This window comes from Micromonospora sp. NPDC048887, assembly GCF_040649715.1.
Classification (GTDB): Bacteria; Actinomycetota; Actinomycetes; order Mycobacteriales; family Micromonosporaceae; genus Micromonospora.
Map to the genome: position 1 here is coordinate 248,180 of NZ_JBEZGA010000001.1, position 25,450 is coordinate 273,629.

Sequence of the window (25,450 nt, forward strand, 5' to 3'; positions counted from 1 at the left end):
CAGCGACCTCACTCCTGCACTTGAAGCCTGGTCATTTCAGGGACTTCATCGTGTGCTCATGTCGGTCGTCCTACCTTGCTAGCGACCCTCGACCGGTCGGGTTGACCGGTCGTCGGGGGTTGCGCGTCGACGTGCTCCGCAAGCGCACCGTGGTCGGGGACCCCGGTGAGGCGCAGTGCCCGCCCGAAGGCGCGGCGACGCACCGCCTGCGCGAAGCAGGCCGGATCAGGGTGCATGTTCGCTCCCCGACCCGGCAGTCTGCGGGCCGGATCGGGCCGGAGGCTGGAATGACCAGCCTCGTCACCGATCGCGACGACCCGCAACAACTCGCTGGCCGGCGCTCGTTTCCGGCAGCCCACACAGGTGCGCTCCGGCAGCGCGCGTCGTGCCACTGAGAAAGTCTACCCCTAGCTGCCCGAGATCGCGCCGCCCGGCTCCCGTACGTGATCAGCTCCGCCCCGGCCACCGCCCGGCGCGGCGGTCTCCGCGTCGGACCGGATGTCGATGCGCCAACCGGTCAGGCGTGCCGCGAGGCGGGCGTTCTGCCCTTCCCGGCCGATCGCGAGCGAGAGCTGGAAGTCCGGGACGGTCACCCGGGCGGTACGGGTGGCCAGGTCGACCACCTCGACCCGCAGCGCCTTGGCCGGCGACAACGCGTTGCCGACGAACGTCGCCGGGTCGTCCGACCAGTCGATGATGTCGATCTTCTCGCCGTGCAGCTCGCTCATCACGGCGCGCACCCGCTGGCCCATCGGCCCGATGCAGGCGCCCTTGGCGTTCACGCCGGGCGTGGTCGACCGTACGGCGATCTTCGTACGGTGACCTGCCTCACGCGCGATCGCGGCGATCTCCACGGTGCCGTCGGCGATCTCCGGAACCTCCAGCGCGAACAGCTTCTTCACCAGCGCCGGGTGCGTGCGGGACAGCGTGATCTGCGGCCCGCGCATGCCCTTGGCGACGTGCACGACCACGCAGCGGATCCGCTCGCCGTGCTGCGGATCCTCGCCCGGGACCTGCTCGGACTGGGGCAGGACGCCTTCCAGCTTGCCCAGGTCGACGCTGATGATGCCCTTCTCCCGGCGCGTCTCGTGCGCCTGCACCACGCCGGTGACCAGGTCACCGTCGCGGCCGACGTACTCGCCGAAGTGCACCTCGTCGGTGGCCTCGCGCAGCCGCTGGAGGATCACCTGCTTGGCGGTCATGGCGGCGATCCGCCCGAAGTCGTGCGGTGTGTCGTCCCACTCCCGGGTCACCGTGCCGTCGGCGTCCAGTTCCTGCGCGAAGACCGAGGCGGCCCCGCTCTTGCGGTCGATCTCCACCCGGGCGTGCGGCTCGGCGCCGTCGGTGTGCCGGTAGGCGGTCAGCAGCGCGGTCTCGATCGCCGCGAGGATCGTGTCGAACGGGATCTCCCGCTCGCGCTCCAGGGCGCGCAGCGCCGCGAGGTCGATGTTCACCTCTCCTCGTCCTCCAGATCTTCGTCGTCGTCGGTGTCGTCACCGAAGTCCTCGTCGGCCAGGTCGTCCAGGCGGTTGAACTCCACCTGGACCCGGCCGGGCCCGAGTTCGGCGTACGGGTGTTCGGCGGGGCCGGCGTCGGTCTCCAGCACCACGCGTTCGTCGTCGGCGGCCGTGATGCGGCCGGTGAGCTGGCGGTCCCCCGCGTCGCCGCGGACGGTGACCTTTACCAGCCGCCCGGCGTTGCGCCGCCAGTGCCGGGGCAGGGTGAGCGGGCGGTCCACGCCGGGCGAGCTGACCTCGAGCTGGTACTCGCCGGCGACGATGTCGCCACCGGCCTCCTCGGCCGCGTCCAGCGCCGCCGAGACCGCGCGGGAGACGTCCGCCACGGCGTCCAGGTTGATCCCGCCGTCGGCGTCCACGATCACCCGGACCACGTGCCGCCGGCCGGCGCGGGAGACGGAGAGGTCCTCCAGGTCGTAACCGGCCGCCGTGACGACCGGTTCGATCACCTCGCGCAGCCGGTTGCGGCGGGCGGCGAGGTCGCCGCGGGGTGCGCCGCTCCGGTCCGTGCCGCGGGGCCCGTCGGACCGGCGGGGCCGCCCGGCGGGCCCCGTCGGCCGGGTGGCACGGCCACGCTGCGTCATTGCGCGCACCTCTCCTGCTGTTGCCACGACCCGCGGGCCGTGTTGTCCGGGCCGGTGCGGGCGTTCGGCCCGCCATACCGGCGCGCCACCGGGGCGTCCGCGCCCGGTGGTTGCGCAGAGCGTAACGCTTGTGGCCGTCGACGGACCCGGCGGCGCACCGAGACCCTGACCCACAAGGCAGCGCGGATGGTGTTGACTCTGTCAGGTGGGGATCGGCAGAACACCAACCAACCAGGTCGGAGCGGGGCATTCCCGGCGCTGGCTGCTACGCGCCGGCGGGCTCGTGGCGCTCGGCGGCGCGACGGCGCCGCTGACCGGTTGTGATCTTTTCGACCGCGACAAGGAGCCACCGGCGCCGGACGCGCTGGAGCCGCTGGCCGCCGAGGCGCTCGCGCTGGAGGCCCGCTACCGGGCCGCCGCCACCGCCGCGCCGGCGCTGGCCGGGCGGCTCACCCCGATCGCCGACGCGCACCGGGCGCACGCCGAGGAGCTACGCCGGGTGATCGGCCGGCCGGCACCCTCCGGCGCCCCGGCGGCCGGGGCCTCGGCGAGCGCGCCCGCCCCCGACGCCGTGCTTCCCGAGCTGCGCCGGGCCGAGCAGGAGGGCCGCGTGAACGCGGCCCGGGCGTGCGCCGAGGCGCCGGCCGAGCGGGCCGCGCTGCTCGGTTCGATCGCCGCCGCGCGCGCCACCCACGTGGAGGCACTCAAGTGAACGAACGCACCGAGCGGAGCGAGGGCCGTGCGGGCACGCCCGGCCGGAACAGCGTGAACCCGACGAACGGCCCGGCCACGGCCCTCGCCGACGCGCTCGCCGCCGAGTACGCGGCGATCTGGGCGTACGGGGTGATCGGCGTGCACCTGACCGAGGCGGCGCGTACGGCGGCCCGCGCCGCCGAGGCGGCCCACCGGTCCCGCCGCGACGCGCTGCTGCTCCAGCTCGCCGAGGGTTCCGGGCAGGTGCCCGCCGACCGGGCCGGATACGCGCTGCCCTATCCGGTGACGGACCGGGCCAGCGCGCTGCGCCTGGCGGTGGAGATCGAGGAACGGACGGCCGGGCACTGGCGGGCCGCGCTGCCGCACACCACCGGCGCGGACCGCAACACCGCGCTTGCAGCGCTCACCGACTGCGCGTTGCGCGCCACCCGCTGGCGCCGCACGGCGGGCGTGACACCGGTCACCGTCGCGTTCCCGGGCCGCCCCGCGTGAGCGTGCGGCCGGTCACCCGGCGGAACCCTCCGGTTGCGTAGCGCATACCAGGTATGCATACTCACGACCATGTCCATCCGTCACGGCCTGCTCGCCCTGCTCGAACGCGGTCAGATGTACGGCTACCAGCTCCGTGCCGCGTTCGAGGAGTCCACCGGGTCGACCTGGCCGCTGAACATCGGACAGGTCTACACCACGCTGGCCCGGCTGGAACGTGACGGCCTGGTGCGCCCGCTCCCGGAGAACGAGAGCGGGCAGCGGCCGTACGAGATCACCGACGCCGGACGCGCGGACCTGGCGCTCTGGTTCGCCACGCCGATCAGCCGCGCCGACCGCCCCCGCGACGAACTGTCGATCAAACTGGCGCTGGCGCTCACCACCCCGGGCGTCGACGTGCGGGCGGTGGTGCAGACCCAGCGCACCGCCACCATGCGCGCGCTCCAGGAGTTCACCCGGTTGAAGTACACGAGCGACAAGCCGGAGGATCTACCCTGGCGGCTGGTGCTGGACGCGATGATCTTCCAGACCGAGGCCGAGGTGCGGTGGCTCGACCACTGCGAGACGAGCCTGGTCCGGCACCGCCCGGCGCCGATCCGGGCGGTCGACCACTCCGAGGCGGTGGACCGGGCCGGCGACGAAGCCCGCCGGTGACCCGGCACGGGAGGCACTGATGGACCCGATCGACGGGGTGCTGGAACTGCGGGACGTACGCCGGACCCACGGCGCCGGCGAGGCCGCCGTGCACGCGCTGCGCGGCGTGAGCCTGACCGTGCGGGCCGGTGAACTGGTGGCGGTGATGGGCCCCTCCGGGTCCGGCAAGTCCACGCTGCTGGCGCTGGCCGGCGGCCTGGACCGGCCCACCGGCGGCGAGGTGGTGGTCGAGGGCGAGGCACTGGTCGGGCTCTCCGCCCGCGAGCTGGCCCGGCTGCGCCGCCGCCGGATCGGATACGTCTTCCAGGACCTGAACCTCCTCGGCAGCCTGACCGCCGTGGAGAACGTGGCGCTGCCGCTGGAACTGGACGGCACCGGCGTACGGGCGGCCCGCCAGTCGGCCCTGGCCGCGTTGCGCGAGGTCGACCTGGAGGACCTGGCCGACCGCTTCCCGGACCAGATGTCCGGCGGCCAGCAGCAGCGGGTGGCGATCGCCCGGGCCCTCGTCGGCGAGCGCCGCCTGGTCCTCGCCGACGAGCCGACCGGCGCGCTGGACTCCCAGACCGGCGAGGCGGTGCTGCACCTGCTGCGCCGCCGGGTGGACGCCGGAGCGGCGGGGGTGCTGGTCACCCACGAGGCCCGGCACGCCGGCTGGGCGGACCGGGTGGTCTTCCTGCGCGACGGCGTGATGGTCGACTCGACCGCCCCGCTGATCGGCGTCGACCACCTGCTCAGCGGCAGCATCCGGTGACCGGCGGCCGCCTCGCCGCCGTAAACGGGTCGTGGCGGACCGCGCTGCGGATCGCCCGCCGGGAGGCCCGGCGGGCCCGGCGGCGCACGCTGCTGGTGCTGGTGATGATCGCGCTGCCGGTGTTCGGCCTCAGCTTCGCCGCGGTCAGCTACGACATGGGCGATCTGACCCGGGCCGAGCGCATCGAGCGCCAGCTCGGCGGCGGCGACGTCGCGCTGCGCTGGGAAAGCCTGGTGCCTGTGACGCAGGACGCCTGGGGCGAGTCGGCCTGGCCGGTCCAGGGCGAATGGGTCGGCCGGACCCGCCCGGCGACCGCCGAGGAGGTGCGCGCGCTGCTGCCCGAGGGCAGCCGGGTCGCCCGCACGCGCTGGTGGATGACGTTCTCGACGCGGGTCGGCCGGCACGTCGAGTCGATCGAGGCGCGCGCCCTGGACCTGACCGACCCGCTCACCCGGCCGCTGGCCGAGGTACGCGACGGCCGGCCGCCGGTACGCCCCGACGAGATCGCGGTCAGCCCGGCGGCGCTGCGCCGGCTCGAGACCCGCATCGGCGACCCGGTACGCAGCATCGACGGCGCCACGTACCGGGTGGTCGGGGTGGTGGAGTACCCGGACAACCTCCGGGACGTGGTCACGATGGCCGGGGTGATCCCGGAGGCCGCGGTCGGCAGCGACACCTGGCTGGTGGACCTGCCCGGCCCGCTGGACCCGGGGCTCGTCGACCGGCTGAACGCGCAGGGCATCCAGGTCGTCGTCCGTGACCCGCTGCCGGGACGGCAGGAGTTCACCCGCGGCATGCGCGTACCGGACGCTGACGAGGCCGGCGTCGTCGGAGTGGTCGGCGGGCTGGGCCTGCTGGAGGTGGTGCTGCTGGTCGGCCCGGCCTTCGCGGTGAGCGTCCGGCGTCGGCGGCGGGACCTCGCGCTCGTCGCGGTGGCCGGTGGCGACGCCTCCCACCTGCGCCGGATCGTGCTCGCCGACGGGGTGGTGCTCGGCGCCGGCGGGGCCGCCCTCGGCCTGCTGCTCGGCATCGGCGCCGCGTTCGCCGGCCGGCCGCTCGTCGAGCAGTACGTGCTCGGGGAGCGCCTCGGGGCGTACCGGATCTTCCCGAGCGCGCTGGTGGCGATCGCCGCGACGGCGGTGCTGGCCGGGGTGCTGGCGGCGATGGCGCCGGCCTGGACGGCGGCCCGGCAGGACGTGGCGACCGGCCTGGCCGGCCGGCGCGACGCGACCCGGCCACGCCGCCGCTGGCTGCTGATCGGGGTGGCGCTCACCGTCGCCGGAACCGCTCTCGCCGCGTTCGCCGCCGGCCGCACCTCGCAGACCGGTGTGCTGGCCGGCGTCGCCCTGGGTGAGCTGGGGCTGGTGTTCTGCACCCCGACGCTGGTCGGGGTCCTGGGCCGGGCCGGCCGGCTGCTGCCGCTGACGCCCCGGCTCGCGTTGCGCGACGCCAGCCGCAACCGGTCGTCGGCCGCGCCCGCCATCTCGGCGGTGATGGCCGCGGTCGCCGGAAGCGTCGCGATCGGCGTCTACGTGGCGAGCGACGAGACCCGCTCCCGGGAACTCTGGCAGCCGGGCCTGCCGCCGGGGAACGTGCTGCTCACCCACTCCGGCGACATCCCGGCGGATCCTCCGTCGGCCGACGTCGTCGCCACCCGGGCCCGCACCGTCCTGCCCGACGCCACTGTGACGCCCGTCGCGATTCCCGGCTGCGCCGGCAGCGTCCGGGAGAAGGACGACTGCGCCGCGTACGCGGTCGTTCCGCCCGAGCAGCGCTGCCCGTACACCTCCTCCGACCCGGTCCCCGACTCGGCCCGGCGCGATCCGCGCTGCGTGATCCCCTTCCAGGAGCCGGTCGACGTGTACCTGCCGGTGCTCGTGGACGACGGCGCCGCGCTGGCCCCACTCACCGACGCGCCCGCCGACGAACTGGCCGCCGCGCGCCGGACGCTCGCCGCCGGGGGCGTGGTGGTCACCGACGCCCGGCGGGTGACGGACGGGCAGGTCCGGGTGGAGGTCAACTACAACTCCGGCGGCCCGCCCACCGGGCGTCTCCTGCCCGGGTACGCGCTGCGCGGCGGTCTCAGCGTCGACCGGCTGGTGCTCTCCCCCGCCGCCGCGGACGCGCTCGGCCTGTCCGCCGTGCCGTTGGGCTACCTGCTGGACACCGCCGGCTCGCCCACCGAGCAGCAGACCGAGATGCTGACCGACGAGCTGTTCGAGATCGGGCCCATGTCGGCGCAGGTGGCGACCGCCGACCCGCCGTCGGACCAGCGGCCGATGCTGCTCCTGCTGGCGGTGGCCTCCGGGGTGATCACGCTCGGCGCCGCCGCCGTGGCCACCGGCCTCGCCGCGGCCGAGGGCCGCCGGGACCTGTCCACGCTCGCGGCGGTCGGCGCCGATCCCCGGGTACGACGCCTGCTGTCGCTCTGCCAGGCCGGGGTCATCGCGGTCCTCGGCTCCGCACTGGGCATCGTCGCCGGGCTCGGCTCCGCCGTGGTCGTCCTCGCCGCGCTCAACCAGCGGTACGCGGACTCCTGGCCGGTGCAGCCGCCGTACCCGGTGACGGTGCCCGGCGTGACGCTCGCCGCGCTGGTCGTGGTACCGCTGGTGGCGATGGGCGGCGCCGCGCTGTTCACCCGGTCCCGCCTGCCGATCGAACGCCGCCTCGACTGACTGACCGTCCGAGGGATGACGGACCACGGTGCGGGCGGCACACTTGTCGGATGTCAGCCCTGGGATCCCTCACCCGCCGTCTCGGTCACCAGCGTTGGTTCGGCGCCACCATGCGCCTGCTCGTCCCGGCCGACCGGCTGGTCGGCCGGATGACGAAAGGGCGCGTGGTCGCCTTCGGGCTGGTGCCCACGCTGGTGCTCACCTCCACCGGCCGCCGCTCCGGCAAGCCCCGCAGCAACCCCCTGGTGTACGTCCCCGACGGCGACGCCTACGTGGTGATCGGCTCGAACTGGGGGCAGCAGCACCAGCCGTCCTGGACGTTCAACCTGATGGCCAACCCGGGCGCCGAGGTGGACGTCAAGGGGCGCCGGATCCCGGTCACCGCCGAGCAGGTCACCGGCGAGGAACGGGAACGGCTGTTTCAGCGGCTGGTGCAGGAGTGGCCCGCGTACCGCACGTACGTCGAGCGGGCCGGTGGCCGCGAGATCCGCGTGTTCCGGCTGGTCCCGAACGCCTGAGCGAGGGCTCACCGTGGCCGGAGTCGCGACGAGCAGTCGCCGTCGTGATCCGGTCGGAGCAGGCAGCGGCGTCCCTCGGCCAGGTTGCGGTCGCAGAAGACCCAGTGCCGCACGTTCTGATCGTCCTCGGGAGAGACGCTGGTGCCGCCTGGTTCGGTCTGCGGGAGGACGTGGCTCCAATGTGCGACCACACGGGCGAGTCGCTGCGCAGACACGAGGTCGTTGACGACCATCGGCAGATGGATGATCCACCGCTCGGTCATCGCTCCTGCTCCTGCTCCCGCCCGGCCCGCGCACGGGCCTGCTCGGACTGCCAGCGCCGCAGGGCGTCCTTCACCCGGCCGGTCTCCCGGCGGCTCTCGGCCAACGCGTCATAGACCGTCGCGAGATCGCCCGCCACCAGGTCCAGGAACTCCCGGACCTGTTCGGGATCGAGCCCGCGTCGGCCCAGCGGTGCGGAGCTGAACGTTCGTTCCCGTACCTGCCAGGGGCGCAGCGTCTGGTACGCCGCAGAGCGATAGCACATCGCATGGCGCTCGGGCCGACGGTCGCGTCGGCGTCGGAACGGGATGATCCTCATCGAACCTGTCCTTCGTCGGTGCCATCCGGCCGTGGAGAGCGGGCCGATTACAACCCGCTCCCGGCACCTGTCGTCGCAGCGTGATCGCGGTACGCCGACAGGGCTCACACGGGCCGCTCCGAATAGGTCGGCGTGGGTAGCATCCCGATTACGCAGAGCAGGGGCAGCGGTGAGCAGTGGGCCCACACGCAAGCCCACAGCCGGAGAGGGCGGCATGGACCGTTTCGGGGACATACTCAGGCAGCATCGGGTAGCCGCGGGTTGGTCACTGCGGAAGTTCGCCGACCTCATCAGGTACGACTTCGGCTACCTCGGGCAGATCGAGCGTGGCGACCGCCCCGCCAACCCTGCCGTCGTGGCCGCCTACGACCGGGCGCTGTCGAAGAACGGCTCGCTCAAGAAGGCGTACGACAGCAGCTGTGCCGACGACATCGACATGCCGAGAAGGTCGGTCCTCCAAGCCATGACTTCGCTCGCCGCTCTTCCCACAGTCGACCGGCTGGTCGGCTGGGAGGCGCTGCGGCACGGCCTCGACACAGCGGTCGACGTCGGCTCCGACGCGTGGGGAGAAATCGTCGCCTCCTACGGCACGGCCTACTATCGCCAGCCACACGACCAGCTGATGACCCAACTCGGCCGGGATCTGACAGTCCTCCAGCATCAACTCGCCGCAGCTGACGATCGGCGCCGCCCACAGCTGCTACGTGCCGCCGCGGCGCTGTCGGTGATCGTCGCGCTCAGCCTCGTCGCGTCGGGACACGCCCTGCTGTCGAGGAGATGGTGGGCCAGCGCCCAGAGAGCCGCCGACGAATCCCGCGATCCCGACACACGAGTCCTGACGCGTGCCTGGGACATCGTCAACGGCTGCTACGACGGTCGACGGCCTGACGCCGTCGTCACGATCTCCGAAGAGGTCCTGCCGCTCGTCGCCAGGCCGTCCGCAGCCACTTGCGGTCTGCTGGCGGGCCGGGCGCAGGCGCTCTCCCTCGCCGGCCGGCACGACGAGGCGGTCGCGACCGTGCGTCATCTGAGCGAGCAGATCGAGAAGCTCCCGGCAACCGTCGTCGGGGACGTCGAGTCGCTGTGGGGCTGGCCGGAACACCGCCTGCGGCCCTGCGGCGGTTCCCGGCGGACGTGCTGGCGGTCGCCGTACACGGTCCGCTCGCGCACGGCGACGACGACGGCGGCGGGGACCGCGAGGTCGGCCTGCTGGTCGTCACCTACCGGCCCGGCGCCGGGCCGCCGCCCGCCACGCGGCGGGTGGACGGGGTGCTCGTCGACCTGACAGTGGCCGGGGCGGACGACTACCTGCGCCGGGCGACGACGATCACGTCCCGCTGGCCGCTGGCAGCGGACCGGTACGTGACCACCCGCGCCCTGCACGATCCGACCGGCTGGCTGCGGAAGCTGCGCGACGAGCACCTGGCGCGGCTGGCGCGGGCCCGGCCGGCCGAGTTCACCGGTGTCGCGCGGCAGGCGTGGTACCGGGGCAGCGCGGCGCACGCCCGCGCGTTGCGGCTGGCCGAGTGGTACGAGACGGACCAGGCGCTGCTGATGCTCGGCGAGGCGCGGCTGGCCGCCGCGACGGTGCAGGGACTGTTCAGCCGCACCTACTTCCGCGACCCGGGGGACGCGGTGCGGCGTACCGGGCTGGCCGGGGCGGACATGACGGAGGTCGGCGCGGTGCTGACCCGGCAGGCCGAGGAGCTGGCCGCCCGGGGACGGCCGGTCGACGGCACCATCGACGACCTGCTGTCCGGTTGACGGCCGGGGTGGCTCAGCCTCAGCCGATACCGCCGCTGACGCCGATCAGCGCGCCGATCAGGTAGGTCGCGCCGGCCGCCAGCGCGCCGAGCAGCAACTGCCGCAGACCGGCACGCCACCAGGCGCGGTTGGTGAACCGGGCCACGATCGCACCGGCGACGAAGAGGCCGACGCCGCCGACGGCGAGCGCCAGCCAGAGGCTGGTGAAGCCGAGAAGGTACGGCAGCAGCGGCACCAGCGCGCCGATCGAAAAGCAGACGAACGACGAGATCGCTGCGGCCCACGGGCTGGGCTGGTCGTCGGGGTCGACGCCCAGCTCCTCCCGTACGTGCACCCGCAGCGCCTCCTCCGGGTTGGCGCGTACCGCCTCGGCGACCTGTGTCGCCAGTTCGCGGGACAGTCCACGGGCGACCCAAGCGTCTGCGAGTTCCCGGGCCTCGGCCTCCGGGTGGCGTTCCAGCTCGCGCCGCTCCTTGGCCACCTCGGCGGCGACCTGCTCGTTCGCCGACCGGACGCTCGTGTACTCGCCGAGGCCCATCGAGATGGCGCCGGCCACCAGGCCGGCCGCGCCGGTGAGCACCACGCTGCGCGGCGACACCCCGCCGCCGCCCACACCGGCGATCAGCGCGATGTTGGTGACCAGCCCGTCCATCGCGCCGAAGACGGCCGGACGCAGCCAGCCGCCGGAGACGTCCGCGTGGTGCGCCTCGCGCAGTGCCGCAGGGGTGTCGGTCACGGCAGCGTCAGGATCTCGTAGCCGTCGTCGGTCACGACGATGGTGTGCTCGAACTGGGCCGTCCACTTGCGATCCTTGGTGACGACCGTCCAGCCGTCGTCCCACATGTCGTACTGGTAGGTGCCGAGCGTGATCATCGGCTCGACGGTGAACGTCATGCCGGGCTCCATCACGTCGGTGGGGCGCGGGCTGTCGTAGTGCGGCACGTAGAGGCCACTGTGGAACGCCTCGCCGATGCCGTGCCCGGTGAAGTCGCGGACCACGCCGTAGCCGAAGCGCTTCGCGTACGACTCGATCACCCGGCCGATGACGTTGATCTGCCGCCCCGGCGCGATGGCCTTGATGCCGCGCATCATCGCCGTGTGGGTCCGCTCGACCAGCAGGCGGGCCTCCTCGCTCACCTCACCCACGCAGAACGTCGCGTCGGTGTCGCCGTGCACACCGTCTAGGAACGCGGTGACGTCGACGTTGATGATGTCGCCGTCCTGGAGCACCGTGGTGTCCGGGATGCCGTGGCAGATCACCTCGTTGAGGCTGGTGCAGCACGACTTGGGGAAGCCCCGGTAGCCGAGCGTCGACGGGTAGGCGCCGTGGTCGCAGAGGAACTCGTGCACCACCCTGTCGATCTCGTCGGTGGTCACCCCGGGCTTGCAGTGCTCTCCGGCGAGCTGGGTGGCCTGCGCGGCGAGACGCCCGGCCACGCGCATCTTCTCGATGGTCTCCGGCGTCTGCACGTGCGAGCCGCGCCACTCCTGCGGGCGCTTCTTACCCACGTACTCCGGGCGCGGGATGTGGGCGGGAACCGCTCGCCACGGGGAGAGCGTGCCGGGGGTCAGCGGCGCACGGACGGTCATGCTCCAAGCCTATCGCCGGGGCGGATGTGCCCCTCGCCACAGGCCCGCCGGGCAGATTATTGCCGTGCCGCAAACGCTGTGCCATTGTTGCTCCGTGGATCAAGGGGGCGCGGCGCCCGTCTTCTCCGTGACGGCGCAGGTCGACGGCGACCAGGTGCGCGTCCAGGTGACCGGCGAGGTCGACATGGCGACCGCCGACACCATGTTCCAGACCGCGCTCCGCGAGCCTGCCAAGCAGCTCACGCTCGACCTGCGGGCGGTCACCTTCTTCGACTCGGCCGCCATCCACGCGGTGGTCCGGCTCGCGCAGCGGTTCCCGGCCGCGCTCACCGTGCTGCCGTCCCCGCAGGTCCGGCGCGTGCTCGACATCTCCGGCCTGGGCGACCAGGACTGGCTCGCCCGCACCTGACCGCGCGGAACCTGTCCGGATTCCGGAGGCGTGCTCGCCCGTTCCGGCCATTCCCCTACGACTGCGGTGGAATTCTCGCGGCCGTCGAGGTCACGGTGCGCGAACTGTTCGGGTGAACGCGGTCGGGCACCGGACAATGAACGATCTATGCGGGCCAAGGGCTATGTGGCAGCGTCGGTGATCGCCTCCGCGGGGCGCGGGGGCACATCTCCTGGGAGCGCATCACCATGACCGCACCGCATAACCCTGGCTCGTACCCGCCACCGCCCGGTCCCCCGGGCTCCTATCCCCCGCCGCCGCCCGGTCCCCCTGGCGCGTATCCGCCTCCGCCCGGTCAGCCTGGCTTCGGACCGCCGCCGAAGAAGAAGTGGCTCATGCCGGTGCTCATCGGTGTCGCCGTCGTCGTGGTGTTCTGCTGCGGTGGACCGGCCCTGCTCGCCCTGACCGGCGACGACAAGAGCCCCGGCGCGGCCGGCAGCGGCGCTTCCGTCGCCCCTGCTGCTGACGGCGCCGGGCTGGCCTCGACCTCCGCTCCCACCTCGGCCGCCGCACCACCGCCGGTCAAGAGCGAGAAGCCCGCCGACGCGCCGAAGGTCTACCGGATCGGCGACACGGTACGCGGTGGTGACTTCGAATTCACCGCACACAGCATCAAGTGCGGCATCGCCAAGGTCGGCAGTGACTTCCTCAACAAGAAGGCGCAGGGCAGCTTCTGCCGGGTCGTCCTGACCGCGAAGAACGTCACCAAGAAGGCGAAGCTGTTCCACGCCGACGGCACCGTCAGCGCACACGACGGACGCGGCCGGGAGTACGAGGCCGACGGTGAGGCGGCGATCTACGGCAACGAGGACGGCGAGGGCTTCCTCGACGAGATCAACCCGGGGAACGCCGTGAAGGCGAACGTCTACTTCGACGTACCGAAGGGAACGAAGCTGGTGAAGCTGGTGTTCGACGCCGGGCTTTTCACCCTCGCCGAGGACGCGGAGGTCATGCTCTGACCGGCACGCCAGCCTGACCTGGACGACGTCTCCTGTGCCGGAGCAGGTCCAAGGCCCAGTTCCCGGTTGAGAGCTGGGCCTTGGACCGCGACTCGGTTGCCCTCCGGCTAAGAGGCCTCTCCCATCCCGGGCGACAGGCCCTGCCCCGGTTCCGGCCGCCCCGGACCCGACGCGGGGTGCCGCTCTCCCGTCTCCCCCGCGGTGTCCGGGGCGAGATCACGACGCAACGACTCGGCGTCGCGCTTGCGCACCCCGCTCGCCCGGATCGTGTTCACCGCGATGATGGTGAGTTCGTTCGCCACGTTGATGCCGCCGACGCGCAGACCGCTGCGCAACGCCTCCTGGGCCAGACGGAGGGCCGACATCGCGGCCCGCTGGGATCGGGAGGGCCGGTCGGTGGACGGGGACCAGCCCGCAGCGACGGTGCGCGCGGCCTCGGCCAGGCACCGCACGGCCTCGGCGAGCGACGGCGGAACGGGCTCGTCGTCACGGATCGCGCGTTCGAGGTTGAGCGCGACGTCGCGGCTGTGCAGCAGGGACCGGATCATGAGGATGGCGCCGTGCCGCCACCCCTGCAGCGCGCTCTGGTTGTGCCACCGTAGCGGCGAGATGCGGACGACCTCGTCGGCTGCCGACAGCACGGTCTCCACGTCCGAGGTGTCGAGCCGGCGCAGGGTGTCGAGGACCTGACGGGCCAGCTCGGCGTCCCGGGCCAGGGCCGCGTCGGCCAGGCGGTCCAGCCCGGCGGCCATCTGGTTGAGCAGGGGCCGGCCGGCCCGCCGGATCCGGTAGATCGGGTTCAGGGGCAGCACCACGACCGCGACCAGGATGCCGACCGCCCCACCGACGACGCCGTCGAGGAAGCGGGGCAGCGCGATGTCGGTCCGGGCCGGGAACAGCACGGCGATCACCATCGCGCTGCCGCCGACCTGGGTGACGAACGCGCCCTCGTCGCTGAGCAGGACGGCGACGAGGATCGCGGCGGCGACGATGACGCCGATCTGTACGTATCCCTGCCCGACCCAGGAGACCAGCAGGTCGCCCAGCATGATGCCCACCGCCACGCCGGCGACCAGCAGCAGCGTACGGCGGAAGCGCTGGCTCACCGAACTGGCGATGGTGCCGACCGCGACGGCGGGCGCGAACAGCGGTTGCGGGTTGTGGATCAGGTCCTTCGCGACCCACCACGCGACTGCGGCGGCCACCCCGCACTGCACCGCCACGAGCAGGCTCAACCGCACCCGCCGCAGCCGATCCCGCACAGTGTCCCGGCCGGTACGGCGAATCGCCGTCCACGCCGCACCTACCGGGTCGTTCCCGCTGCCGTGGGAAGGACGGAACGGCTCACGCCCCATGAGGCGATCCTAGTAATTTCGCCGCATTTGATCCGCTTTACGCGGCAAACAGCCTCAGTCCCGGTCGGTCAGCCGGCGGCGCAGCGTCAACTCGGTGCCCTCCTCGGTACGGGTCACGTTCATCTCCCCCAGCGCCTGGATCAGCGCCAGCCCGCGTCCCCGGAAGCTCGACCCGCTCGACTCCCGCCAGCGCCCGCTGTCCCGGATGGTCGCGGTGACCGTGCGGTCGGCGATCGTCACCTCGACCTCGATCGTCGGTTCCGCCGGGTCGACCGGGTGTTCGATCGCGTTCGCCGCCGCCTCGGACACCGCCACCGTCAGGTCGAACAGGTCGGTCTCGCCGACCTGGTGGGCGACGAGGAAGTCCTCCAGCCGCTTGCGCAGCACGCTGAGCCGGGTCGGGTCGGCGGGCAGGCGCAGCGCGAACCGGTTCAGTTCGGCCGCCTCCAGCGCGAGCACCGCCACGTCGTCGTGCCGGGACCGCCCGGCCACCCGGGCCATGACGGCGTCGACCAGGTCCGCCACGTGCCCGGCGCGCGTCGACGCGTCCGCCCGCAACTGGCCCAGCCCGGCGTCGATGCCGGCGGAGCGGTCCTCGATCAGGCCGTCGGTGTAGAGCAGGAGCCGGTGGCCCGGGGCGATCTCCCCCTCGGCGGCCGGGTAGACGGCGCCGGGGATCGCGCCGATCGGCGGTCCGAGGGCCCGATCGTGCAGGAACGCCACGTCGTCTCCTCGGATCAGCAGGGGTGAGGGGTGGCCCGCGCTGGCGTACCGGATCCGCCCGGTGCGCGGGGAGAAGCCGAGGCAGACCACTGTGGCGAAGGAGCCGCTGCCGGCGGAGTGGACCAGCCGGTTGAGCCGGGTCAGCGCCTCCCCCGGGTCGTAGCCCTCCAGGACGTACGCCCGCAGCGCGTTGCGGAGCTGGCCCATCGCCGCGGCGGCCCGCACGCCCTTGCCCACCACGTCGCCGATGACGAGCACCAGGTCGTCGTCGGGGGTGGCCATCACGTCGTACCAGTCGCCGCCGACCTCCACGTCGGCGCTGCCTGGCAGATAGCGGCTGGCCACCACCGCGCCGGGCAGCTGCGGCAGCGTACGTGGCAGCAGGCTGTGCTGGAGCGTGGTGGCGATGTGGTGCTCGGCCTCGTAGAGCTGGGCGTTCTCCAGCCGTACGCCGACCAGCCGGGCCAGCTCGGTCAGCGCCGCCTCCTCGGTGCCGCCGCCCTCCCGGCGCCACACCAGCAGCTCGCCGAGCTGCTCGCCGGAGGTGCCGGTGAGCGGCAGCACGACGCTCGGCTCGGCGGGCAGGTCGCCGCCGGCGTCCTCCTCGTGGCGGGCCCCGGTGGCGGTGACCCGGACCCGTCCGGCCTCGGCCAGGCGCAGCGCGTGCCGGGCGGCCACCCGTACCACCTCGGCGGTGGACCGGGCGGTGTTGATCTCCACGGCGGCGTCGGCGAGTGCCCGCAGCCGGCGGATGATCTGCCCGCGCAACTGGCCCAGCTCGACGTTGGCCCGCACCCGGGCCACCAGCTCCTGACTGGAGAACGGCTTGGTCAGGTAGTCGTCCGCGCCGGTGGACAGGCCGGCGACCTCCTCGGCGGCGCCGGCCCGCGCGGAGAGCAGCACGATCGGCACGTGCCGGGTGGCCGGCTCGGCCCGCAACGCGGCGACCAGCCCGAAGCCGTCCAGCCGGGGCATCATCACGTCGGTCAGCACCAGGTCGAACGGGGTCTCGACGGCCAGCCGCAGCGCCTCCACGCCGTCCGGCACGGCCACCACCTCGTACGCCGGGGAGAGGAGCCGGCAGACGTGCTCGCGCAGGTCGGGGTTGTCGTCGGCGAACAGGATGCGGCCGGACCCACCCGGCGAGCCGGACGGCTCCGGCAGGCCGGTGGGACGGGCCACCTCGTCGGTCCAGAGTGCCGTCTCGGCGACGTACAGGCGGGCCTGCTCCGGTTCGCTGAGCGGCACCGGCGACAGCGCGGCCACCCGGTCGGCGGGCAGGTGCGCGTACCCGAACGGCAGTGTCACGGTGAACGTGGTGCCGCGGTCGACGACGCTGCGCGCGGTCACCGTGCCGCCGTGCATCTCGACCAGCTCGCGGACCAGCGCGAGCCCGATGCCGGTGCCCTCGTGGGTACGGGAGCGGGCGCCGGCCACCCGGTGGAACCGCTCGAAGACCTGCGGCAGTTCCTCCGGCGCGATGCCGACGCCGGTGTCGGACACCTCCAGGACGGCGGCGCCGTCGGTCGCGCGGACCCGGACCCGGATCTCGCCGTCGAAGGTGAACTTGACCGCGTTCGACACCAGGTTGAGGACGATCTTCTCCCACATGTCCCGGTCGACGTAGACCGGCGCGGGCAGCGGCGGGCAGTCCACCACCAGGCGCAGCCCGGCCCGCTCGGTGGCCGAGCGGAACGTGCTGGCCAGCCGGGACGTGTGGTCGGACAGGTCGGTGGGCTGGTAGCGGGCGGCCAGGCGGCCGGACTCCAGCCGGGAGAAGTCGAGCACCGTGTTGACCAGCTTGAGCAGGCGCAGCCCGTTGCGGTGCATGACGGTGAGCCGGTCGAGGTAGCGGTCCGGCAGCTCCCGGTCGGCGAGCATCTCCTCCATCGGTCCGAGCACCAGCGTGAGCGGGGTACGGAACTCGTGGCTCACGTTGGCGAAGAAGTTGGTCTTGGCGCGGTCCAGCGCGGCCAGCTCGGCGGCGCGGGCGCGTTCCTGCTCGTACGCCCGCTGCTTGCCCACGGCCCGGGACACCTGCGCGGCGACCAGGTCGACGAAGTCGCGGTAGTCGTCGGTGAACGGCAGCCGGCGCGACACCCCGAGCAGCAGTACGCCGGCCGGCTCGTTCGTGGCCGTCAGCGGCAGCAGGAGCGCCTGGTCGGCGGCGTCCGGCGGCACCGCGCCCGGCAGCTCGGCGGTGGCGATCCAGCGCGGCTCGGTGAACGGCTCGCCGTCGGGCAGGCCGGGCGGCGGACCGGCGACGGTGGCCGGATCCACGCCCGAGCAGCCGCCCGGCACGAGTGTGCCGCGCTCGTCGGCGAACCACAGCGCGCTGAACGGCACGTCGGCGCGGTGGGCGTCGAGCACCCGAGTGACGGCTTGGCCCAATTCGAGCAGGCCCGGCACGTCGCCCAGCTCGTTGCCCAGCTCGGCGAGGGCGCGCAGCCGGCGCTCGCCGAGCACCCGGCCGGTGGTCTCGTTGACGAAGCAGAACAGACCGCCGACGGTGCCGTCAGCGCTGCGGATCGGGTCGTACGAGACGTCGAAGTAGACGTCCTCCAGGAAACCGTGGCGGTCGAGCACGAAGGGGTGGTTCTCGCCCCGGTACGGCACGCCGGTGCGGCGCACGCCGTCCAGCAGCGGGCCGAGCACGTCCCAGGTCTCCGCCCAGTGCCGCCGGGCGGGCTGCCCGATCACGGCCGGGTGCTTGTCGCCGATGGTCGGCCGGTAGGCGTCGTTGTAGAAGGCCAGGTGCTCCTCGCCCCAGAAGACGACCATCTGGGCGCGGGACGACAGCATGGTGCTCACGGCGTGGCACAGCGCCGCGGGCCAGCGGTCCGGGCTGCCGAGGGCGGTGGTGGACCAGTCGAAGCCGCGCAGCCGGCCGCCCATCTCACCGCCGGCGGCGAACGCCGCGGCGAGCAGCGGCGGTAGTGACGCCTCGCCGGCCGCGGGGGACGAACGACCGTCCTCCCCGCCCCCGTGGGCCGAGCTCATGTAGCCTCCCGCTCCGGCCATGATCGTGACGGCCGGCGATGCTCCGCCGACCGTCCCCGCCTACTACCCCGACGGAGGAGCAACGTAACGCACCCGCACCGTTCGACGCTGGTTACCTCGGCCTCATCCTGGCGTAACCGACGGCCCGGTGCGACTCGGGCGGTCACCGCCCCGGCGACGGGACCGCCGATCCGCCCGTCCCCACCTACGAAACGCGGGTGTGTGATCTGGCCGACACGGCGGCCCGGACCAGCGCGACCACCGGCCGCGGATCCGGTTCGTTCTCCGGATGCCACTGCACCCCGAGCACGAAGCGCCGCGCCGGATCCTCCACCGCCTCGATCACCCCGTCGCCGGCCCAGCCGGTGACCGCCAGGCCGCCGGGGTCGGCCACCGCCTGATGGTGGTACGAGTTGACCCGGTCCACGCCGGCCATCACCCGCCCGGCCAGGCTGTCCTCGGCGAAGCGCACCGGATGCGACCCGTAGACGCCCGGCGCGGGACGGTGCCCGTCGTGCCCGACCACGTCCGGCAGGTGCTGGTGCAGCAGACCGCCGTACGCCACGGCGAGCAACTGCATGCCCCGGCACACGCCCAGCACGGGCAGGTCGGCGGCGAGCGCGGCGGTCAGCAACGTCGTCTCCCCGGCGTCGCGCTCCGGCCGGCTCTCGGTGCGCGGGTCCGGCGGCTCGCCGTACCGCTCCGGGCCGACGTCCGCGCCGCCGGCCAGCAGCAGCCCGTCCAGCAGCCCCAGCACGTCCGCGTCGAGATCGTCAGGGGGCAGCACCACGGCCCGGCCGCCGGCAGCGGTGACCGCCCGGACGTACGCGTGCGGCACGAGCGTCGCCGGTACGTCCCGCCACACCGCCCAGCCGGCCGGCTCGACGTACGCGGTGATGCCGATGACCGGCCTTCTCGCGCTCACAGTGCGCGCTCTCACAGGGGTGTGACGTAGGCGCCGGTGATGCCGCCGTCGACGACGAACTGCGCGGCGGTCATGAACGACGCGTCGTCGCTGGCGAGGAACGCCACGGCTGCGGCGATCTCGGTCGGATCGCCGAACCGGCCCATCGGCACGTGCACCAGCCGCCGGGCGGCCCGCTCCGGGTCCTTGGCGAACAGCTCCAGCAGCAGCGGCGTGGCCACCGGCCCGGGGCACAGCGCGTTGACCCGGATGCCCTCGCGGGCGAACTGCACGCCCAGCTCCCGGGTCATCGCCAGCACCCCGCCCTTGCTCGCCGTGTACGCGATCTGCGACGTGGCCGCGCCCATCAGCGCCACGAACGAGGCGGTGTTGATGATCGAGCCCTTGCCCTGCCGGCGCATGTGCGGGATGACGTACTTGCAGCACAGGTAGACGCTCGTGGTGTTGACCCGCAGCACCCGCTCCCATGCGTCCAGGCCGGTCTCCAGGATCGAGTCGTCGTCCGGCGGCGAGATGCCGGCGTTGTGGAACGACACGTCCACCCGGCCGTGCCGCTCCACCACCCCGTCGAACAGGTCGCGGACCGCCGTCTCGTCGGCCACGTCGGCGGCCACGAACTCGCCGCCCACCTCCTGCGCGGCCCGGGTGCCGGCGTCGGCGTCGATGTCCACGCACACCACCCGGGCGCCCTCGGCGGCGAAACGCCGTACGGTGGCCAGCCCGATGCCGCTGCCCGCGCCGGTCACCACCGCCACCCGGTCGGAAAGCCGTCCCTGCACTGTGATCACTCCTCGGTGCCGATGAACACGTTCTTGACGTCGGTGAAGGCGTGCAGCGCGTCCGGACCCAGCTCCCGGCCGAGGCCGGAGCGCTTCATCCCGCCGAACGGGGTCCAGTAGCGCACCGAGGAGTGCGAGTTGACGCTGAGGTTGCCCGACTCGACCGCGCGGGCCACCCGCACCGCCCGCCCGACGTCCCGGGTCCAGATCGAGCCGGAGAGCCCGTACTCGGTGTCGTTGGCGAGCCGGATCGCGTCCGCCTCGTCGTCGAACGGCAGCACCGAGACGACCGGGCCGAATATCTCCTCCCGCCAGTGCCGGTCGGCCGGGGAGCCGGCGAGCAGCACCGTCGGGGCGTGCCAGAAGCCGGGGCCGTCGGGGCACGAGCCGGTGAAGGCCACGTCCGCCCCGTCGACGTACCCGGCGACCCGGTCCCGGTGCGCGGCGGAGATCAGCGGGCCCATCTCGGCCGTGTCCCGGGACGGGTCCTCCACCCGCACCGCCCGTACGGCTGGTTCGAGCAGTTCCAGGAACCTGTCGTACGCCTGGCGCTGGACCAGGATCCGGGAGCGGGCGCAGCAGTCCTGGCCGGCGTTGTCGAAGACCGCGTACGGCGCGGTGGCCGCCGCCTTCTCCAGGTCCGCGTCGGCGAAGACGATGTTCGCCGACTTGCCGCCCAGCTCCAGCGTCACCCGCTTCACCTGGGCGGCGCAGCCGGCCATGATCCGGGTACCGACCTCGGTCGAGCCGGTGAAGCAGATCTTGCGGACCGCCGGGTGGGTGACGAACCGTTCGCCGACCACGCTGCCCCGGCCGGGCAGCACTGTGAACACGCCCTCGGGCAGGCCGGCGTCGCGGGCCAGCTCGGCCAGGCGCAGCGCGGTGAGCGGGGTCAGCTCGGCCGGTTTCAGCACCACCGTGTTGCCGGCGGCGAGCGCCGGGGCGAATCCCCAGCCGGCGATCGGCATCGGGAAGTTCCACGGCACGATCACGCCGACCACGCCCAACGGCTCGTGGAACGTGACGTCGAGCCCACCGGGCACCGGGATCTGGTGCCCGGTCAGCCGCTCCGGCGCGCCCGCGTAGTAGTCGAGCACGTCGCGGACGTTGCCCGCCTCCCAGCGCGCGTTGCCGATGGTGTGCCCGGCGTTGCGCACCTCAAGGAGCGCCAGTTCCTCCAGGTGCGCGTCGACCTGTGCGGCGAACCGCCGCAGCAGCCGCCCCCGATCCCCGGGCGCCACCCGACGCCACCCCTCGAACGCGGCGGAAGCCCGCGCGACGGCCGCGTCCACGTCGTCAACGGAGCACCCCGGAACGACCCCGATACCGGCCCCGTCGACGGGCGAAATCACCTCACCCACGCGCGTCCCCCTCCCCCTCGCCCCCGCGATCTTGCACTTGCCGCCCCGGCAAAAGTCGCATGACACCCGCACCCGGGGCCGCAAGTGCAAGATCGGCGCGGAGACTGGGGGCGGACACCTCAGAGGCGTTCGAAGCCACGGGTCAGTTCCCAGTCCGTCACGGCGGCGTCGAAGGCGGTCAGCTCGACCTTCGCCTGGTTGGCGTAGTGGTCGGCCACCTCGTCGCCGAACGCCTCCCGGGCCACTGTCGAACGCTGCCACAGGTCCAGCGCGTCGCGCAGCGTGGTCGGCACCCGCTCGGCGTCCGGGTCGTCGTACGCGTTGCCGGTGCACTCGTCGGCCAGCTCCAGCTCGTTCTCGATGCCGTGCACCGCGCCGGCCACCAGCGCGGCGATCGCCAGGTACGGGTTCACGTCGGCCCCCGGCACCCGGTTCTCCACCCGCATCCCCTGCCCGTGCCCGACCAGCCGCAGCGCACAGGTGCGGTTGTCGGTGCCCCAGCGCAACGCGGTCGGCGCGAACGAGCCGGGCTGGTAACGCTTGTAGGAGTTGATGTTCGGCGCGAAGAACAGGCTGAACTCGCGCATGGTGGCCAGCAGCCCGGCCAGCACCCGCTGCCCGGTGACGCTCAGGTGCGCCGGCCCGTCGCCCAGCATGGCCGAGGAGCCGGACGCGTCGCGCAGCGAGAAGTGGATGTGGCAGGAGTTGCCCTCCCGCTCGTTCGGCTTGGCCATGAACGTGATCGACATGCCCTCCTGGGCGGCGATCTCCTTCGCGCCGTTCTTGTAGATGACGTGGTGGTCGGCGCAGCGCACCGCCTCGTCGTACCGGAACGCGATCTCGTGCTGGCCGAGGTTGCACTCGCCCTTCGCGCTCTCCGGGGTCAGCCCGGCGCCGGCCATCTCGGTGCGGATGCGGCGCAGCAGCGGCTCGACCCGGGCGGTGCCCAGCAGCGAGTAGTCCACGTTGTACTGGTTGGCCGGGGTCAGGTCGCGGTAGCCACGCTGCCACGCCTCCTCGTACGAGTCGCGGTAGAGCACGAACTCCAGCTCGGTGCCCGCGTACGCGGTGAGCCCGTGCGCGGCCAGCCGGTCGAGCTGGCGGCGCAGGATCTGCCGGGGCGAGGCGACCACCGGGCCGGAGCCGTCCAGCCACTCCAGGTCGGCGAGCAGCAGCACGGACCCGGGCTGCCAGGGCGTCCGGCGCAGCGTCTCCAGGTCGGGGCGCATGGCGAAGTCGCCGTAGCCGCGTTCCCAGCTCGACATCGCGTACCCGTCGACGGTGTTCATGTCGACGTCCACGGCGAGCAGGTAGTTGCAGCCCTCGCTGCCGTTCGCGACCACCTGGTCGAGGAAGTAGGGCGCGTGGAACCGCTTGCCCTGCAGGCGCCCCTGCATGTCGGTGAGGCCGAGCACCACCGTGTCGATCTCACCCTCGGCGACGGCGACCCGCAACTGTTCCAGCGAGAGCGGCGTTGGTTTCATCAGGGGCCTCCATCACCAAGGTCTACTGGCAAACCGGATCACCGTCAATGCCCCGGCGGGGCCGGGTGCGAAACCGAGGAGAGCGCATGCGCCGTCGTACCGTCGCGGTCGTGGCCGGCGACGACCGCATCCTCCGCTTCCCGCCCGCCCACCGCCGCGCCACGAGCTGACCCTGGGGTACGCGGACAGCCCACCCGGCGTCAGCCACGAACCCGCGCCCAGTCCAGGAAACGGCGGTGCAGGTCCGGCGCGTGGTCGGGATTCAACTGGGCGAGTTGTTCCCGCGCCTCGGCCATCAGCCCGCCGAGATGGAGCAGCAGCGCGGTGCGGTCCTCCCGGTACTCGACGAGTAGCGACAGCCGGGCCGGCTGGCAGGGCCACTCCGCGCCGCAGTTGCGGCACCGCCAGAGCGGACGCATAGGCAGGTGCGGAACCACGCGACGGCCCATCACCGCAGCCTTCGAGCGATTGCACGCGCCTCGTCGTCGCTGAGCGGAAGGAACCAGAAGAACCGCCTGACGATCTCGGGCGGTTCGGGCCCCTCGACTCGGCCACGCAGATCCCGGATCGCGCCGCGCACGAGGAACGCCATCATCCGGATGAGCGCTGCCGGATCGAGCTGATCGCGCGGAATGCGACGCAGAGTGGGACACGGCCACGGCTCCTGACAGCGCTCGCATTTCCAGTCCGGCTGGTACCCGATGTGCCCGATGGCGCTGAGGACACCGACCAGAGCCGTCACCAACGGCCCCCGTTCGCCCGCCACTCCTGCGCCCGTGTCAGACGACCGGGGCTGCCCGGGCGAACCGTGGGAAACACCCGGGTCGGCTCGCGCATCCACGCCGGCAGGTTGCTGCCGGGGTCGCGCTTCGGCAGGGTGGGCAGCTCCCGGGTACGGCACCGGAACCATCGGACACGCACATCGGCCTCCTCGTTGTATGGAGGGGGCCGCCCGGCATCGTCGGGACCGGGCGGCCCCGGGCTGGAATCCGCCCGTGCTCGCCTGCGACGAGCGGATCCGCATGCGTGACAGTCTGGTGAGGACACCGCTACGGTCGGAAGGCATCGAGCCTGGTCACGGCGCACGAGTGAAGCACCGGGCCGGCCGGCAGATGTCGAATGAAGTTCACGCACGGACTGTGGAGGAACTGTGGAGGAACCGACAGCCGATCTCATCCGATCGCAGCTCCGCCGCCTACGGAACGTTGCCGGTCTCAATCAGGAGGAATTCGGCCGGTTGGTCCACTACTCGCCGTCAATGGTGTCCGCCGTCGAAACCGGCAGCCGTCCGTACGACCGGCTCTTCTTGGCTCGTGCCGACGAGGTGCTGAACTCCGGCGGCCTGCTGGTGTCCCTGCTCAAGATGGCCGAACGCGAGGGCTTGCCGTCCTGGCTCCGACCATGGCTCGATGCCGAACGCAACGCTCGACAGCTCCGGTGCTTCCACCCGACTCTCGTTCCAGCCCTGCTTCAGACGGAGAACTACGCCCGAGCGGTGATTCGCTGTGACGACCTACTCAGCGATGCCGACGTGGAGAGCCGCGTGGCAGCCCGCATGGATCGCCAGGAAGTCCTGCGGCAGCCGTCTCCGCCCCAGCTCGTCGCTGTACTCGACGAGGGAATGCTGCACCGCCGCGAAGAGAGCTTCCGTGGGCTGATGGCTCAGCAGATCGAGCACCTGGTCGTCTGTGCCGAGCGCCCGCACATCAGTATTCACGTGCTTCCACTACAGGTCGGGTTGCACATCGGCTTGTCCGGTCCGTTCACTCTGGCGAGAGGCGCGGAGGGCGGTTGGGTCGCCAGCATGGAATGCCAGCTCACCACGAGCGTGATCGACGGTGACGCCGACGTGGCTACGCTTCTGTCGAGATGGGAGATGATCCGGAGTGAAGCTTTGCCCCGCCGGCAGTCTCTCGAGCTTCTGAAAGAGGTGGAGACGTCATGGATGTGAGCGGCGCGACCTGGCGAAAGGCGACCCGGAGTGGCAACACCGACTGCGTCGAGGTGGCTGACAACCTGACGGAAGTGGTGCTGGTACGCGACTCCAAGGACCGGGACGGCGGGACGCTCCACGTCACCCCGACATCGTGGCGGTCGTTCGTCACACTGGCCAAGCAGATGGGGCCTGCGACCTGACCGACAAAGCCATCGCCAAGATCTCCGGACAGCCCAGCGCTCACATCGGCTGGACCCAGGCGGCTCGCCACTGCGGGGACGGGTCCTGGCCGAGGCTGGTCCAGTACTCCCGGCCCTCGACGATCCGCCCGTCGCGCACGGTCCAGAACGACGCGACCCGGTGCACGCCCATCCCCTCGTGCGGCACCTCCACCTCGGACACCACCGTCTCCCCGGACGCCACCACCCGCAGTACCCGGATCGACCAGCCCTCCGGGTACTCGGCGTTGATCTTCACGTAATTGTCGCGGCCCACGATCCGCTCGGCGCTGGCCGGCCACTCCACCACCACGTCGTCGGCCAGCAGCTCGCCGACACCGGTCCAGTCGCGGGCCTGCATGCGATCCCACAGCGCGCGTACCACCGCTTCCGCATTCATAGGCCGGATCATGGCAGGCCCCACCG

General features: G+C 72.8%; 28 protein-coding genes. 12 read left to right on the forward strand and 16 right to left on the reverse strand.

Translation table 11 applies throughout. The annotated features are described in order from the left end of the window. Positions 1 to 56: 56 nt before the first annotated feature. Genes AB0C17_RS01140 through rimP form a run of 3 tightly spaced genes read right to left on the reverse strand, consistent with a single transcriptional unit; the run spans position 57 to position 2,101 of the window. Positions 57 to 392: a YlxR family protein gene (locus AB0C17_RS01140; protein ID WP_357382457.1), complete on the reverse strand. Its 336-nt coding sequence runs from the start codon at positions 390 to 392 to the stop codon at positions 57 to 59. 15 nt (positions 393 to 407) lie between these two features. Next, positions 408 to 1,454, reverse strand: coding sequence for a transcription termination factor NusA (nusA, locus tag AB0C17_RS01145; protein ID WP_357382455.1), 1,047 nt, complete (start codon positions 1,452 to 1,454; stop codon positions 408 to 410). Then, the gene (gene rimP, locus AB0C17_RS01150; protein WP_357382453.1) at positions 1,451 to 2,101 is read right to left on the reverse strand and encodes a ribosome maturation factor RimP; all 651 of its coding nucleotides are present in this window, start codon (positions 2,099 to 2,101) and stop codon (positions 1,451 to 1,453) included. Before rimP ends, nusA begins: the two co-directional genes overlap by 4 nt. A gap of 262 nt (positions 2,102 to 2,363) precedes the next feature. On the opposite strand from rimP, the gene AB0C17_RS01155 reads away from it, so the two are divergent. The 6 genes from AB0C17_RS01155 (at position 2,364) to AB0C17_RS01180 (ending at position 7,902) form a co-directional block, all read left to right on the forward strand. Further along, a complete protein-coding gene (locus tag AB0C17_RS01155) occupies positions 2,364 to 2,813 on the forward strand; it encodes a hypothetical protein (RefSeq protein ID WP_357382764.1) in 450 nt (149 codons plus the stop codon). Positions 2,814 to 2,866: 53 nt separating this feature from the next. Next, the gene (locus tag AB0C17_RS01160) at positions 2,867 to 3,307 is read left to right on the forward strand and encodes a ferritin-like domain-containing protein (protein ID WP_357382762.1); all 441 of its coding nucleotides are present in this window, start codon (positions 2,867 to 2,869) and stop codon (positions 3,305 to 3,307) included. A gap of 69 nt (positions 3,308 to 3,376) precedes the next feature. Further along, positions 3,377 to 3,958 carry a PadR family transcriptional regulator gene (locus tag AB0C17_RS01165; protein ID WP_357382451.1) on the forward strand — a complete coding sequence of 194 codons (582 nt, stop codon included), beginning with the start codon at positions 3,377 to 3,379 and terminating at the stop codon, positions 3,956 to 3,958. A 19-nt stretch (positions 3,959 to 3,977) separates the two neighbouring features. After that, positions 3,978 to 4,709, forward strand: coding sequence for an ABC transporter ATP-binding protein (locus AB0C17_RS01170; protein WP_357382449.1), 732 nt, complete (start codon positions 3,978 to 3,980; stop codon positions 4,707 to 4,709). Next, positions 4,706 to 7,384, forward strand: a complete 2,679-nt coding sequence (locus AB0C17_RS01175; RefSeq protein ID WP_357382447.1) for an ABC transporter permease — start codon at positions 4,706 to 4,708, stop codon at positions 7,382 to 7,384. The genes AB0C17_RS01170 and AB0C17_RS01175 overlap by 4 nt, the downstream gene beginning before the upstream one ends. Positions 7,385 to 7,434: 50 nt before the next feature. Beyond that, positions 7,435 to 7,902: a nitroreductase family deazaflavin-dependent oxidoreductase gene (locus tag AB0C17_RS01180; RefSeq protein ID WP_357382445.1), complete on the forward strand. Its 468-nt coding sequence runs from the start codon at positions 7,435 to 7,437 to the stop codon at positions 7,900 to 7,902. Between the two features lie 8 nt (positions 7,903 to 7,910). On the opposite strand, the gene AB0C17_RS01185 is transcribed toward AB0C17_RS01180, so the two are convergent. Further along, the gene (locus AB0C17_RS01185; RefSeq protein WP_357382443.1) at positions 7,911 to 8,165 is read right to left on the reverse strand and encodes a hypothetical protein; all 255 of its coding nucleotides are present in this window, start codon (positions 8,163 to 8,165) and stop codon (positions 7,911 to 7,913) included. Then, positions 8,162 to 8,482, reverse strand: a complete 321-nt coding sequence (locus AB0C17_RS01190; RefSeq protein WP_357382441.1) for a DivIVA domain-containing protein — start codon at positions 8,480 to 8,482, stop codon at positions 8,162 to 8,164. Before AB0C17_RS01190 ends, AB0C17_RS01185 begins: the two co-directional genes overlap by 4 nt. 214 nt (positions 8,483 to 8,696) lie before the next feature. Between AB0C17_RS01190 and AB0C17_RS01195 the strand changes: the two genes are divergently transcribed. Then, on the forward strand, positions 8,697 to 9,767 hold the full coding sequence (locus tag AB0C17_RS01195; RefSeq protein WP_357382439.1) for a helix-turn-helix transcriptional regulator: 1,071 nt from the start codon (positions 8,697 to 8,699) through the stop codon (positions 9,765 to 9,767). Next, positions 9,752 to 10,246 carry a hypothetical protein gene (locus tag AB0C17_RS01200; RefSeq protein WP_357382437.1) on the forward strand — a complete coding sequence of 165 codons (495 nt, stop codon included), beginning with the start codon at positions 9,752 to 9,754 and terminating at the stop codon, positions 10,244 to 10,246. The genes AB0C17_RS01195 and AB0C17_RS01200 overlap by 16 nt, the downstream gene beginning before the upstream one ends. 19 nt (positions 10,247 to 10,265) lie before the next feature. Here the strand turns inward: AB0C17_RS01200 and AB0C17_RS01205 are convergent, their stop codons facing one another. Together AB0C17_RS01205 and map are read right to left on the reverse strand one after the other, a co-directional pair. Then, complete coding sequence (locus tag AB0C17_RS01205; protein ID WP_357382435.1) at positions 10,266 to 10,982, reverse strand: VIT1/CCC1 transporter family protein; 717 nt, start codon at positions 10,980 to 10,982, stop codon at positions 10,266 to 10,268. Further along, on the reverse strand, positions 10,979 to 11,836 hold the full coding sequence (map, locus tag AB0C17_RS01210; RefSeq protein WP_357382433.1) for a type I methionyl aminopeptidase: 858 nt from the start codon (positions 11,834 to 11,836) through the stop codon (positions 10,979 to 10,981). The genes AB0C17_RS01205 and map overlap by 4 nt, the downstream gene beginning before the upstream one ends. A 94-nt stretch (positions 11,837 to 11,930) precedes the next feature. On the opposite strand from map, the gene AB0C17_RS01215 reads away from it, so the two are divergent. Together AB0C17_RS01215 and AB0C17_RS01220 are read left to right on the forward strand one after the other, a co-directional pair. Beyond that, positions 11,931 to 12,245: an STAS domain-containing protein gene (locus tag AB0C17_RS01215; protein WP_357382431.1), complete on the forward strand. Its 315-nt coding sequence runs from the start codon at positions 11,931 to 11,933 to the stop codon at positions 12,243 to 12,245. 374 nt (positions 12,246 to 12,619) lie between these two features. Next, on the forward strand, positions 12,620 to 13,243 hold the full coding sequence (locus AB0C17_RS01220; protein ID WP_357382429.1) for a DUF4352 domain-containing protein: 624 nt from the start codon (positions 12,620 to 12,622) through the stop codon (positions 13,241 to 13,243). Positions 13,244 to 13,350: 107 nt separating this feature from the next. On the opposite strand, the gene AB0C17_RS01225 is transcribed toward AB0C17_RS01220, so the two are convergent. From AB0C17_RS01225 to AB0C17_RS01260, 8 genes are all read right to left on the reverse strand, one after another. Further along, positions 13,351 to 14,598, reverse strand: coding sequence for an FUSC family protein (locus AB0C17_RS01225; protein ID WP_357382427.1), 1,248 nt, complete (start codon positions 14,596 to 14,598; stop codon positions 13,351 to 13,353). Between the two features lie 54 nt (positions 14,599 to 14,652). Then, positions 14,653 to 18,321, reverse strand: a complete 3,669-nt coding sequence (locus AB0C17_RS01230; protein ID WP_357467341.1) for a SpoIIE family protein phosphatase — start codon at positions 18,319 to 18,321, stop codon at positions 14,653 to 14,655. Between the two features lie 205 nt (positions 18,322 to 18,526). Next, positions 18,527 to 19,246, reverse strand: a complete 720-nt coding sequence (locus AB0C17_RS01235) for a gamma-glutamyl-gamma-aminobutyrate hydrolase family protein (protein WP_357382423.1) — start codon at positions 19,244 to 19,246, stop codon at positions 18,527 to 18,529. 11 nt (positions 19,247 to 19,257) lie between these two features. Beyond that, positions 19,258 to 20,025: a 3-oxoacyl-ACP reductase gene (locus AB0C17_RS01240; protein WP_357382421.1), complete on the reverse strand. Its 768-nt coding sequence runs from the start codon at positions 20,023 to 20,025 to the stop codon at positions 19,258 to 19,260. Between the two features lie 5 nt (positions 20,026 to 20,030). Continuing rightward, positions 20,031 to 21,386: an aldehyde dehydrogenase family protein gene (locus AB0C17_RS01245; protein WP_357382419.1), complete on the reverse strand. Its 1,356-nt coding sequence runs from the start codon at positions 21,384 to 21,386 to the stop codon at positions 20,031 to 20,033. Between the two features lie 119 nt (positions 21,387 to 21,505). After that, positions 21,506 to 22,870, reverse strand: a complete 1,365-nt coding sequence (locus tag AB0C17_RS01250; RefSeq protein ID WP_357382416.1) for a glutamine synthetase family protein — start codon at positions 22,868 to 22,870, stop codon at positions 21,506 to 21,508. A gap of 200 nt (positions 22,871 to 23,070) precedes the next feature. Then, a complete protein-coding gene (locus AB0C17_RS01255) occupies positions 23,071 to 23,319 on the reverse strand; it encodes a flavin reductase (RefSeq protein ID WP_357382414.1) in 249 nt (82 codons plus the stop codon). Beyond that, entirely contained in the window at positions 23,319 to 23,612 is a 294-nt protein-coding gene (locus AB0C17_RS01260) for a hypothetical protein (RefSeq protein ID WP_225980672.1), read from the reverse strand. Before AB0C17_RS01260 ends, AB0C17_RS01255 begins: the two co-directional genes overlap by 1 nt. A gap of 408 nt (positions 23,613 to 24,020) precedes the next feature. On the opposite strand from AB0C17_RS01260, the gene AB0C17_RS01265 reads away from it, so the two are divergent. Both AB0C17_RS01265 and AB0C17_RS01270 read left to right on the forward strand, forming a co-directional pair. Further along, the gene (locus AB0C17_RS01265; RefSeq protein WP_357382412.1) at positions 24,021 to 24,821 is read left to right on the forward strand and encodes a helix-turn-helix transcriptional regulator; all 801 of its coding nucleotides are present in this window, start codon (positions 24,021 to 24,023) and stop codon (positions 24,819 to 24,821) included. Beyond that, on the forward strand, positions 24,812 to 25,006 hold the full coding sequence (locus AB0C17_RS01270; RefSeq protein WP_357382410.1) for a DUF397 domain-containing protein: 195 nt from the start codon (positions 24,812 to 24,814) through the stop codon (positions 25,004 to 25,006). The genes AB0C17_RS01265 and AB0C17_RS01270 overlap by 10 nt, the downstream gene beginning before the upstream one ends. Before the next feature lie 40 nt (positions 25,007 to 25,046). On the opposite strand, the gene AB0C17_RS01275 is transcribed toward AB0C17_RS01270, so the two are convergent. Then, a complete protein-coding gene (locus AB0C17_RS01275) occupies positions 25,047 to 25,424 on the reverse strand; it encodes a nuclear transport factor 2 family protein (RefSeq protein WP_357382407.1) in 378 nt (125 codons plus the stop codon). Positions 25,425 to 25,450 lie beyond the last annotated feature (26 nt).

Excerpts from the sequence above, each read along its gene's own strand:
- rimP (WP_357382453.1), bottom strand. The coding sequence starts at position 2,101 with ATGACGCAGCGTGGCCGTGCCACCCGGCCGACGGGGCCCGCCGGGCGG.
- AB0C17_RS01165 (WP_357382451.1), top strand. The coding sequence starts at position 3,377 with ATGTCCATCCGTCACGGCCTGCTCGCCCTGCTCGAACGCGGTCAGATG.
- AB0C17_RS01170 (WP_357382449.1), top strand. The coding sequence starts at position 3,978 with ATGGACCCGATCGACGGGGTGCTGGAACTGCGGGACGTACGCCGGACC.
- AB0C17_RS01180 (WP_357382445.1), top strand. The coding sequence starts at position 7,435 with ATGTCAGCCCTGGGATCCCTCACCCGCCGTCTCGGTCACCAGCGTTGG.
- AB0C17_RS01185 (WP_357382443.1), bottom strand. The coding sequence starts at position 8,165 with ATGACCGAGCGGTGGATCATCCATCTGCCGATGGTCGTCAACGACCTC.
- AB0C17_RS01190 (WP_357382441.1), bottom strand. The coding sequence starts at position 8,482 with ATGAGGATCATCCCGTTCCGACGCCGACGCGACCGTCGGCCCGAGCGC.
- AB0C17_RS01195 (WP_357382439.1), top strand. The coding sequence starts at position 8,697 with ATGGACCGTTTCGGGGACATACTCAGGCAGCATCGGGTAGCCGCGGGT.
- map (WP_357382433.1), bottom strand. The coding sequence starts at position 11,836 with ATGACCGTCCGTGCGCCGCTGACCCCCGGCACGCTCTCCCCGTGGCGA.
- AB0C17_RS01220 (WP_357382429.1), top strand. The coding sequence starts at position 12,620 with ATGCCGGTGCTCATCGGTGTCGCCGTCGTCGTGGTGTTCTGCTGCGGT.
- AB0C17_RS01225 (WP_357382427.1), bottom strand. The coding sequence starts at position 14,598 with ATGGGGCGTGAGCCGTTCCGTCCTTCCCACGGCAGCGGGAACGACCCG.
- AB0C17_RS01230 (WP_357467341.1), bottom strand. The coding sequence starts at position 18,321 with ATGAGCTCGGCCCACGGGGGCGGGGAGGACGGTCGTTCGTCCCCCGCG.
- AB0C17_RS01250 (WP_357382416.1), bottom strand. The coding sequence starts at position 22,870 with ATGAAACCAACGCCGCTCTCGCTGGAACAGTTGCGGGTCGCCGTCGCC.
- AB0C17_RS01255 (WP_357382414.1), bottom strand. The coding sequence starts at position 23,319 with ATGGGCCGTCGCGTGGTTCCGCACCTGCCTATGCGTCCGCTCTGGCGG.
- AB0C17_RS01270 (WP_357382410.1), top strand. The coding sequence starts at position 24,812 with ATGGATGTGAGCGGCGCGACCTGGCGAAAGGCGACCCGGAGTGGCAAC.
- AB0C17_RS01275 (WP_357382407.1), bottom strand. The coding sequence starts at position 25,424 with ATGAATGCGGAAGCGGTGGTACGCGCGCTGTGGGATCGCATGCAGGCC.